This window comes from Stenotrophomonas beteli (assembly GCF_001431665.1).
Lineage (GTDB): Bacteria > Pseudomonadota > Gammaproteobacteria > Xanthomonadales > Xanthomonadaceae > Stenotrophomonas > Stenotrophomonas beteli.
Map to the genome: position 1 here is coordinate 1 of NZ_LLXV01000077.1, position 9,207 is coordinate 9,207.

8 protein-coding genes are annotated in these 9,207 nt (G+C 67.1%); 7 read left to right on the forward strand and 1 reads right to left on the reverse strand.

What is annotated here, in order from left to right:
• The first annotated feature begins 192 nt into the window (after nucleotides 1-192).
• The 3 genes from ARC23_RS17840 (at nucleotide 193) to pncB (ending at nucleotide 3,168) form a co-directional block, all read left to right on the forward strand.
• Nucleotides 193-1,044 carry a glycosyltransferase family 2 protein gene (locus ARC23_RS17840; RefSeq protein WP_057498436.1) on the forward strand — a complete coding sequence of 284 codons (852 nt, stop codon included), beginning with the start codon at nucleotides 193-195 and terminating at the stop codon, nucleotides 1,042-1,044.
• On the forward strand, nucleotides 1,041-1,880 hold the full coding sequence (locus ARC23_RS17845) for a glycosyltransferase family 2 protein (RefSeq protein WP_057498437.1): 840 nt from the start codon (nucleotides 1,041-1,043) through the stop codon (nucleotides 1,878-1,880). Before ARC23_RS17840 ends, ARC23_RS17845 begins: the two co-directional genes overlap by 4 nt.
• A 106-nt stretch (nucleotides 1,881-1,986) precedes the next feature.
• Nucleotides 1,987-3,168 carry a nicotinate phosphoribosyltransferase gene (gene pncB / locus ARC23_RS17850; protein WP_057498523.1) on the forward strand — a complete coding sequence of 394 codons (1,182 nt, stop codon included), beginning with the start codon at nucleotides 1,987-1,989 and terminating at the stop codon, nucleotides 3,166-3,168.
• An 18-nt stretch (nucleotides 3,169-3,186) separates the two neighbouring features.
• On the opposite strand, the gene ARC23_RS17855 is transcribed toward pncB, so the two are convergent.
• Nucleotides 3,187-3,552 (reverse strand): hypothetical protein, encoded by a 366-nt coding sequence (locus ARC23_RS17855; RefSeq protein ID WP_057498438.1) that lies wholly within the window; start codon nucleotides 3,550-3,552, stop codon nucleotides 3,187-3,189.
• Between the two features lie 457 nt (nucleotides 3,553-4,009).
• Between ARC23_RS17855 and ARC23_RS17860 the strand changes: the two genes are divergently transcribed.
• The 4 genes from ARC23_RS17860 (at nucleotide 4,010) to ARC23_RS17875 (ending at nucleotide 9,045) form a co-directional block, all read left to right on the forward strand.
• Nucleotides 4,010-4,549: a fimbrial protein gene (locus ARC23_RS17860; protein WP_005415238.1), complete on the forward strand. Its 540-nt coding sequence runs from the start codon at nucleotides 4,010-4,012 to the stop codon at nucleotides 4,547-4,549.
• Nucleotides 4,550-4,634: 85 nt separating this feature from the next.
• Nucleotides 4,635-5,363 carry a fimbrial biogenesis chaperone gene (locus tag ARC23_RS17865; RefSeq protein WP_057498439.1) on the forward strand — a complete coding sequence of 243 codons (729 nt, stop codon included), beginning with the start codon at nucleotides 4,635-4,637 and terminating at the stop codon, nucleotides 5,361-5,363.
• Between the two features lie 92 nt (nucleotides 5,364-5,455).
• Nucleotides 5,456-8,020 (forward strand): fimbria/pilus outer membrane usher protein, encoded by a 2,565-nt coding sequence (locus ARC23_RS17870; RefSeq protein ID WP_057498440.1) that lies wholly within the window; start codon nucleotides 5,456-5,458, stop codon nucleotides 8,018-8,020.
• Complete coding sequence (locus tag ARC23_RS17875) at nucleotides 8,011-9,045, forward strand: fimbrial protein (RefSeq protein WP_057498441.1); 1,035 nt, start codon at nucleotides 8,011-8,013, stop codon at nucleotides 9,043-9,045. The genes ARC23_RS17870 and ARC23_RS17875 overlap by 10 nt, the downstream gene beginning before the upstream one ends.
• The last annotated feature ends 162 nt before the right edge of the window (nucleotides 9,046-9,207 follow it).

Consider the following 9,207-nt stretch of genomic DNA (forward strand, 5'->3'; position numbering starts at 1 on the left):
ATGGATGCCGCGGCCAAGCCTACAGGGACGTATTTACGGCGTCCCCCGCAACCGGACCCACCCCGCCAAACCCAGGAACCCAGCTTCTGCTTCGGCTGTTGCTGTTGCCTTGGCCTGAAGCAGGTGCCGGGTGCAACCCGGCCGATACTCTCCCAGTGCTAGGCTGTGGCCACCGACAACCACGGAGGCGGGATGGGGGCGATCGTGTTGTTGCCGCTGTGCGTGGACGACGCCGCGCTGGACCGGTGCCTGGCGGCGCTGGATGCCGGCACAGCGCCGGGTACCGCGGTCTGGCTGGCCGACGACGCGCAGACCGGCCCGCGCGCGCAGGCCGTGGTCGAGCACTGGCTGGCGCACACGCCATTGCAGGCCGAATACACGCGCCGCGCGCGGCCACTGGGCGAGGTGGCGCATCTGGATGAAATGCTGCGCGCCTGCGATGGCCTGGACGTGGCCGTGCTGGCGCCGGACAGCGTGCCGGCACCGGGCTGGTTGCAGCAGTTGCAGGACGCCTTCGCCCGCGACGCCGCCATCGCAACGGCAACCCCGTGGTGCAATGCCGGCGAAACCGCCGCGTGGCCTCGGCTGGGCGAGATCAATCCCGAACCGCGGGACCCGGCATTGCTGGCGCAGACCTGCGCCGCGCTGCCGGCGCTGCACCCCGAACTGCCCTCGGCGGTCACCCATGCGGTGCTGGTGCGCGGCAACGCCCGCCGTCGCGCCGGCGGCCTGGACGTGGACAGCTACATCGGCTGGAACGCGGCGCTGGTCGACCTGAGCCTGCGCATGGCCGGGCTGGGCTGGCGCAACGTATTGTGCGAGACCGCCTTCGTCAGCCGGGCCGGCGAGGCGGTCAGCCGCGACGGCGATCTGGAAGCGCTGGCCGCGCGCTGGCCGGGTTGGGTGCCGCGCCTGGCCGATTTCCTGATGCATGACCCGTTGCACGGGCTGCGGGCCGATCTGCAGCAACGCATGCGGCAGGCGATAATGCCGAGGGAACAGGGCGACCTGTTCGTCCCGTCCGTGCCGGAGCCTCCCGTTTGAATGCTGCCATTGCCGCCGTTGTCGTCACCTTCCAGAGCGGCAGCACCATCGATGCCTGCCTCTCGCGCCTGCGCCGGGCGCAGGATGTAGCCGAGATCCGGGTGATCGACAACGGTTCGCTGGATGGCACGCTTGAGATCGTGCAGCGCCATGCCAGCCATGACCCGCGCGTGCGCTTCGTCGGCAACCCGGACAACCCGGGCTTCGCTGCGGCCAACAACCAGGGCGTGGCCGATTCGCGCAGCCCGTGGCTGGCCTTCATCAACCCGGACCTGATGGTCGAGCCGGAGACCCTGGCGGCGCTGCGCGCCCGTGCCGATACGCTGGGCGACTGCCTGCTGGGCGTCGAACAGGTGGATGAGCAGGGCCATGCCGATGAGGCGGTGCGGCGACGCGACCCGGACTTCCTGATGATGCTGCGGTCACCGGGCAAGGGCTCGAAGCTGGCGATTCCGCGCGACCCGTCGCAGGCATTGCAGCGGGTGCCGGCGCTGTCCGGCGCTCTGCTGATGATGCCGCGCACCTTGTTCGACCGCATCGGTGGCTGGGACGCGGGCTATCGCCTGCATGCCGAAGACCTGGACCTGTGCCGGCGCGCGCGCGCGGCGGGGGCGGTGGTGGCCATCGCCAACGACCTTCAGGTCACCCACGTGCGCGGTGTCTCCAGCCGCTCGCGTCCGTTCTTCGTTGAATGGCACAAGCACAAGGGCCTGTGGCGCTACTTCCAGAAGTTCGAGGCCGGGCAACGCTCGATGCCGGTGCGGGTGGCGGTATTTGCGGCAATCTGGGCCCACGCGCTGATGCTGGTGCCGAGGTTGCTGCGCCGGTCGTTGTAGCGCCGAGCCCACGCTCGGCTCAGGCAACCCTCCAGCTGAGCGTGGCTCGGCTCTACGGAAGGCAGGCGCGCCCACGGTTCACTTGGCCGGGCGCATAATCCGCACCATGCCTATCATCCAGTCCCTGCTCGATACCGACCTGTACAAGTTCACCATGATGCAGGCGGTGCTGCACCAGCATCCCGGCGCCCAGGTGCAGTACCGGTTCAAGTGCCGCACCCCCGGCATCGACCTGGCCCGCTACATCGACCAGATCGACGAAGAAATCGGCCACCTGTGTGCGCTGCGCTTCAGCGATGCCGAGCTGGATTACATGCGTGGCCTGCGTTTCGTGAAGCCGGACTTCGCCGACTTCCTCGGCCTGTTCCATCTCGATCGCAAGTACATCCAGCTGCGTGCGTCGAAGACCGTGCCCGGCGAGATCGAGCTGGACATCACCGGGCCGTGGCTGCACACCATCCTGTTCGAAGTGCCGCTGCTGGCGATCATCAACGAAGTCTGGTTCCGCAACACCACCACCGCCGACTTCGCCGAGGGTGAGCGCCGTTTGCAGGCCAAGGCCGCGCTGCTGCGTGATACGCCGGGCTTCGAGCAGTGCCGCATCGCCGACTACGGCAGCCGCCGGCGCTACTCCCGCGACTGGCACGCGCGCCTGCTGCCGTTGCTGCGCGATGCACTGGGGCCGCAACTGGTGGGCACCAGCAACGTGCACTTCGCGCGCCTGTACGGCATGACGCCGCATGGCACGATGGCCCATGAGTACCTGCAGGCGTTCCAGGCACTGGGCCCGCGCCTGCGCGATTCGCAGGTGGCGGCGCTGGAATCGTGGGCGCGCGAATACCGTGGCGACCTGGGCATCGCGCTGTCCGACGTGGTTGGCCTGGACGCGTTCCTGCGTGACTTCGACATGTACTTCTGCAAACTGTTCGACGGCGTCCGCCACGATTCGGGCGATCCGTTCGACTGGGGTGACCGCATGCTCGCGCATTTCCAGCAGCGCCGGGTCGATCCGCGCAGCAAGGTGCTGGTGTTCAGTGATGGGCTGGACATCGCCAAGGTGATGCGGCTGTACGACTACTTCCGCGGCCGTTGCCAGGTCGCGTTCGGGGTCGGCACCCACCTGACCAATGATCTGGGCCCGACCCCGCTCAACATCGTCATCAAGATGGTCCGCTGCAATGGCCAGCCGGTGGCCAAGCTCAGCGATTCGCCGGGCAAGAGCATGTGCGACGACCCCGGCTACCTGGCCTACCTGCGCCAGGTCTTCGAGCTGCCTCAGCCCGAGTAGGGGCGTCGCCCAGGCGCTTTACAGGTAATCGACCACCACCAGGTAAGCGCCCTGCAGCGGCTGCTGCCGGGCGGCTTCCACCCGGTAGCGCTCGGAGAAGGCGATATCGCCGGCGCGCAATGCGCTGGCCGACACCGACAGCGTCTGGCCCTGGCGCTTGCCGTCGCGCAGCGTGGCCGCCTGGCCGTCAGCCAGCGCCGTCACCGCCACCGTCGAACCCTTGGCCGACGGCGGGCAGGCCGCCAGGCTCAGCTCGCCCTGGGACAGGTTCATCGTGCAGCCCGGTTCGGCGATGCGGCCACTGAAGCGGACGCTGCCGCTGCTGGCCTGGGCCAGGGCACTGAGCGACATCAGGGCCACGCACAGCAGAAGGGAGTTCCTCATGACACGTTCTCTGGTTCGGTGTGTCCTAGTTAGCGACAGCTTCGACCCACCTTTAATAGGACGAGTCCGAATCTGCTAGGGCCATCACCAACAAAGAGTGATGCGCATCAAATAAGTCGTCTTTCCCTTGAAAACTTCCGGTTTGCGCGGGTGCTGCGGGCCTCACTAGCTGCGTCAGAAAGCGCCGCTTTCCGCTCGACGGCGCCCCCGTCAATCGTCAAGCGCCCGCGCAGGCTCAATTCGGGTAGCACGTCACACATTGAGCGTCAATGAATTGACGTTCAGAAAAATAATGTGACTTTCATCACACTTGTGCATATACTTTCGTCACGGATCCAAGGCAGGTACATCCGGATCCGGCCACAGGTGAGACGCAAGGATGGGTCTTGTTAGCCCGGCAGTGCTCCTTGCTTCCTCCTCTACTTTTCATCTCTTCAGTAGGGTTAGGTAAAAGCGAATGCACAAGATCAACCTCATTGCCGCTCTGATGCTGGCCGCCGCTCCGCTGGCCGCCAACGCCGCCGACGGCACCATCACCTTCAACGGCAAGGTGACCGACAAGACCTGCACCATCTCGACCCCGGGCGGCAAGGATTTCGCCGTGACCCTGCCGACCGTGTCCAAGAACACCCTGGCCACCGCCGGTGCCGTGGCCGGTCGTACTCCGTTCGCCATCAACCTGACCAAGTGCAGCGCCGGCAACGTCGCCACCTACTTCGAGCCGGGTTCGACCGTCGACTTCAACAGCGGCCGCCTGGTCAACCAGGCCTCGGCCAACGCTGCCACCAACGTGCAGCTGCAGCTGCTGGGCTCGAACAACCAGTTCCTGCCGATCAAGGCTGCCGGCGCTGGCCTGGCCCAGACCAACTCGCAGTGGGTCACCGTCGGCACCGACGGCTCGGCCGACCTGAACTACTACGCTGAGTACTACGCCACTGCCGCCGCCACCCCGGGTGACGTCACCAGCAGCGTCAAGTACACGATCATCTACAACTGATCGTCGCCGTACCCGCATTGGCCGGCGTACGCGCCGGCCCGTGCTCCGCGGCCTCTGGCCACACCCCTCGAGCGTAGTTCTTCCGATGAAAGCACTCTTTCCCCGGGCGCTGCTGCTGGCAGCGTTCACGCTGCCCTTCTGCCAGAACGCTCTGGCCGGCGTGGTGGTCAATGGCACCCGCGTGATCTATCCGGCGCAGGCGCGCGAAGTCACCGTGCAGGTCGACAACGTGGGCGACTCGCCGGCCCTGGTCCAGGCCTGGATCGACAGTGGCGATGCCAACCAGACCGCCGATACCAGCGATGCACCGTTCGTGCTGACGCCGCCGATCGCGCGCGTCGAGCCGGGCCGCAGCCAGGCGCTGCGCGTGATCTTCTCCGGTGCCCAGCTACCGACCGACCGTGAAACGGTGTTCTGGCTCAACGTGCTGGATGTGCCGCCGTCGCCGGACAACGCCGACAACGGCGACCAGAATTACCTGCAGGTCGCGTTCCGTTCGCGGCTGAAGCTGTTCTACCGGCCGCAGGGCCTGAAGGGCGTCGCCAACGACGCACCGGCAGCGCTGCGCTGGTCCCGCACCGGCGACCGCCTGCGGGTGGAAAACCCCAGCCCCTTCCACGTCACGCTGGCTGAAGTGCATGCGCTGACCGGCAACAGTGAAAAGGCGGTTGAGGACAAGGGCGCGATGGTCGCGCCGAATCAGAGCCTGGAGTTCGCCGCACCGGCGGGCACCGACCAGGTGCGCTTCATCACCATCAACGATTACGGCGGCCGGGTGGAACACACGATCCGCCTCGGCAGCACCGGGGGCTGAACGCGCCGCGCCGGCCGTGGGCCCGCGCATCCCGCCACCGCCGCCGTGCGGCGAATTGAAGGAATGTCAGTGTGATCGGAAACAGATTGACATTGTCGATCCATCAGGCGATCTGCCTGTTGGCTGCCGGCGTGGCCTGCCCAGGATGGGCGCTGGCCGCACCGGCCAATCTCGGCGAACAGGCGCTGATGGCGCAGAGTGGTGCGGCCACCGCGCGTGCGCCGGAGTCGGCCCAGTTCAATTCCAGCTTCCTGTCCGGCCAGGCCAAGCAGGTCGACCTGGCGGCTTTCAGCAACGGCAACCCGATGGTGGCCGGCAGCTACCGTGTCGACGTCTACGTCAACGGCGCCTGGCAGGGCCGTCGTGACCTGCAGTTCAAGGCCGATGCGCAGGGGCGGGTTGACGCCTGCCTGCCGCTGCCGATGCTGGAGGAAATGGGCGTGGACAGCGAGGCCGTGCTGCTGCAGCAGGACCCGGCGCTGCCGGCCGACACGACCAGCTGCGTGCCGGTGCAGCAGCGCATGGCCAACGCCTACGGTGCCTACGACAGCGGCAACCTGCGCTACGACCTCAGCATCCCGCAGGTGTTCCTGCGCCGCGAGGCGCGCGGCTACGTCAATCCGGCGCTGTGGGACCGTGGCATCAATGCCGGCTTCGTCGGCTACAGCTTCAACGCCATCGACAGCGACAGCCGCGTGGAAGGTGGCCAGCGCAACCGCAGTGCCTACCTGGGCCTCAACGCGGGCCTGAACCTGGGCGGCTGGCAGTTCCGCCATGATTCCAACCTGACCTGGAGCGATGGCGACGGCCGTCATTGGCAGAGCATCGCCACCTACGCCCAGCGCGGCATTCCGCAGGTGCGCGGCATGCTCACCATCGGTGAGGCCTATACCACCGGCGAGCTGTTCGACTCGATCGGCTACCGCGGTGCCAGCCTGGCCAGCGACGACCGCATGCTGCCCGATTCGCTGCGTGGCTACGCGCCGGTCGTGCGTGGCATCGCCGAGACCAACGCACGCGTGGAAGTGCGGCAGAACCAGCAGCTGATCTATTCCTCCACGGTCTCGCCGGGCAGCTTCGTCATCGACGACCTGTACCCGACCGGCTACGGCGGCGATCTGGAAGTGAGCGTGATCGAGGCCGACGGCCGCCGCCGCGAGTTCAAGGTGCCGTTCGGTTCGGTGCCGCAGATGCTGCGCGAAGGCGTGTCGCGCTACGCGCTGACCGCTGGCCAGGTGCGCAACAAGCTGCTGGCCGACGAACCCTGGCTGGTGCAGGGCACCTACCAGCGCGGCATCGGCAACCAGCTGACCGTGTACGGCGGCAGCGCACTGAGCGAAGGCTACCTGTCGCTGCTGTACGGCGTCGGACTGTCCACGCGCATCGGCGCGTTCGCCGCCGATGTCACCCACGCGCGCACCTCGTTCGACCACTACGGTGACCACACCGGTGCCAGCGTGCGCTTGAGTTACAGCAACATGATCGGCGAGACAGGGACCAACCTGACCCTGGCTGCCTACCGCTACTCCACTGAGGGCTTCTACAGCCTGCAGGATGCCCTGTATGGTCGCGACGCGGACACCCGCGGCATCGATCCGACCACTCGTGGCCGCCAGCGCAGCCAGTTCCAGCTGACCCTGAACCAGCCGCTGGGCCGCCGCGGCGGTGCCCTGTACGTGACCGGCTCGGTCCGCGACTTCTATGACCGCAGCGGCACCTCCAAGCAGTACCAGGTGGGTTACAACAATGCCTGGCGTTCGGTGAATTACGGTTTCTCGGCGCTGCGCACCGAAGAGGGCGTGCTGGGCCGCTCCGACACCCAGTACCTGTTCTCGATGAGCGTGCCGCTGGGTCGCGGTACCCACCCGGTGTCGTTCAGCGCCGACCTCGGCGCGCGCGACCGTGGTGGCTATGACAACAGCCGTGTCGGCATCACCGGTTCGGCCGGCGTGGACAACAACTTCAGCTATGGCGCGGCGCTGTCCGACTCGCGCGAGGGCGGCACCACCGCTGTCGGCAACGTCGAATACCGCAGCCGTTACTCCGCGTTGAACGCCACCTACAGCCACTCGCGCGACTTCCGCCAGGCGTCGGTCGGCGCCAACGGCAGCGTGGTGGTGCATCCGGGCGGCTTCACCTTCACCCCGCAGCGTGGCGACACCATGGTGCTGGTCGAGGCACCGGGCGCACGCGATGCCATGGTCAGCAATGCGCCGGGCCTGCGCGTGGATGGCCGTGGCTACGCGGTGGTGCCGTACGTGTCGCCGTACCGCCTCAACACCGTCACTCTCGACCCGCAGGGCATGGCCCACGACGTCGAACTGGAAAGCACCAGCCAGTCGGTGGCGCCGTTCGCCGGTGCCATCAGCTACCTGCGCTTCGACACCCGCAAGGGCAACGCACTGCTGATCCAGGTGCGCAACTCCGATGGCCGCACCATGCCGTTCGGTGCGCAGGTCAAGGACGAGCAGGGCCAGCCGGTGGGCATGGTCAGCCAGGGCGGGCGCCTGTACGTGCGCAGCGAGCACAACCAGGGCCGCCTGCAGGTGGAGTGGGGCGCCGGTGCCGACCAGCGCTGCACCATCGACTACCAGGTTCCGGCGGGCGCCGACGCGTCCAAGACCGGTTTCATTCCGCTGGAGGCAGCATGCCGTTGATTTCTTTCCGTGGCCGCAAGGCGCTGGCTGCGCTGTCGATGCTTGGCGGCGTGCTGCTGGCGCAGCAGGCCAGTGCCGCCTGCCGCATCCAGAGCAGCTGGTTCGTGGCCCAGGACGTGACCATGGACATGGGCCAGATCGTGATCCTGCCCAGCACCCCGGTCGGTGGCGTGATCAAGGAGATCAGCGAGCCGATCAACCAGCAGAACAGCGTGGCGCGCTGCGACTGGTCCGGGGGGCGCTCGATCGGCGAGTACGTCAATGCCGCACAGAAGCGCCCGGTGGCCGGATTCTCGAACGTCTATGAAACCGACGTGGCGGGCGTGGGCATCCGGCTGTACCGCGACTCCGGCGCGATCCAGACCTACTACCCGCACACCATCAATTTCGGCAGCAACAGCACCATCTCGCTGGTGGGGGGCACCTTCCGCATCCAGCTGATCAAGACCGCTGCGCAGACCGGCTCGGGCGTGATCGCACCGAACGGTCGCTTCACCACCTATTACTTCGATGGCGACGGTGCGGGGCGGCCCGTGCTGACCTCCACCTTCAAGGGCTCGGGCACCACCGTGGTCAGCCCCACCTGCGAAGTGCAGGCTGGCAGCCGCAACATCGCCGTGGACTTCGGCAGCGTGCCCAACACCACCTTCACTGGCGTCGGTTCCAAGGCGGTCAACCGCGATTTCGAGATCCGCCTGAACTGCCAGGGCAGCAACGTGGCGGCCTACCAGAGCAAGATCGGCATCCGCCTGGACGCCGACCAGGACAGCTCCAACATGGCGGGCGTGCTGAAACTCAGCGCGGCCAGCAACAGCGCCACGCGCATCGGCATCCAGATGGTCCAGCGCGACGGCACCACCGAACGCGAAGTGCGCTTCGGCCAGACCATCAACGTCGGCACCACCGCGCCGGGGACCAGCGTCATGGCGCTGCCGCTGCGCGCGCGCTACATCCAGACACAGGCCGGTACCGTCGGCGCCGGAGTCGCAAACGGGCAGGCCACGTTCACCATCCAGTACGAATGACGCGGCCGGCGGCTGCCTCCCTGCCACCGCTGCGTCGCACCCCCAACGCCGCCTGCTGCAGGCGGCGTTGACTGCGTCTTGATCCCGCAAGCGTGAAGATCGGAGCTATCATGACCGTACAGCAACATGAATGTGATGTACGTCGTGAAATCGAGCTCCCCT

Coding starts and splice junctions, on each gene's coding strand:
- ARC23_RS17840 (WP_057498436.1), top strand. CDS start 193: ATGGGGGCGATCGTGTTGTTGCCGCTGTGCGTGGACGACGCCGCGCTG.
- pncB (WP_057498523.1), top strand. CDS start 1,987: ATGCCTATCATCCAGTCCCTGCTCGATACCGACCTGTACAAGTTCACC.
- ARC23_RS17855 (WP_057498438.1), bottom strand. CDS start 3,552: ATGAGGAACTCCCTTCTGCTGTGCGTGGCCCTGATGTCGCTCAGTGCC.
- ARC23_RS17860 (WP_005415238.1), top strand. CDS start 4,010: ATGCACAAGATCAACCTCATTGCCGCTCTGATGCTGGCCGCCGCTCCG.
- ARC23_RS17865 (WP_057498439.1), top strand. CDS start 4,635: ATGAAAGCACTCTTTCCCCGGGCGCTGCTGCTGGCAGCGTTCACGCTG.
- ARC23_RS17875 (WP_057498441.1), top strand. CDS start 8,011: ATGCCGTTGATTTCTTTCCGTGGCCGCAAGGCGCTGGCTGCGCTGTCG.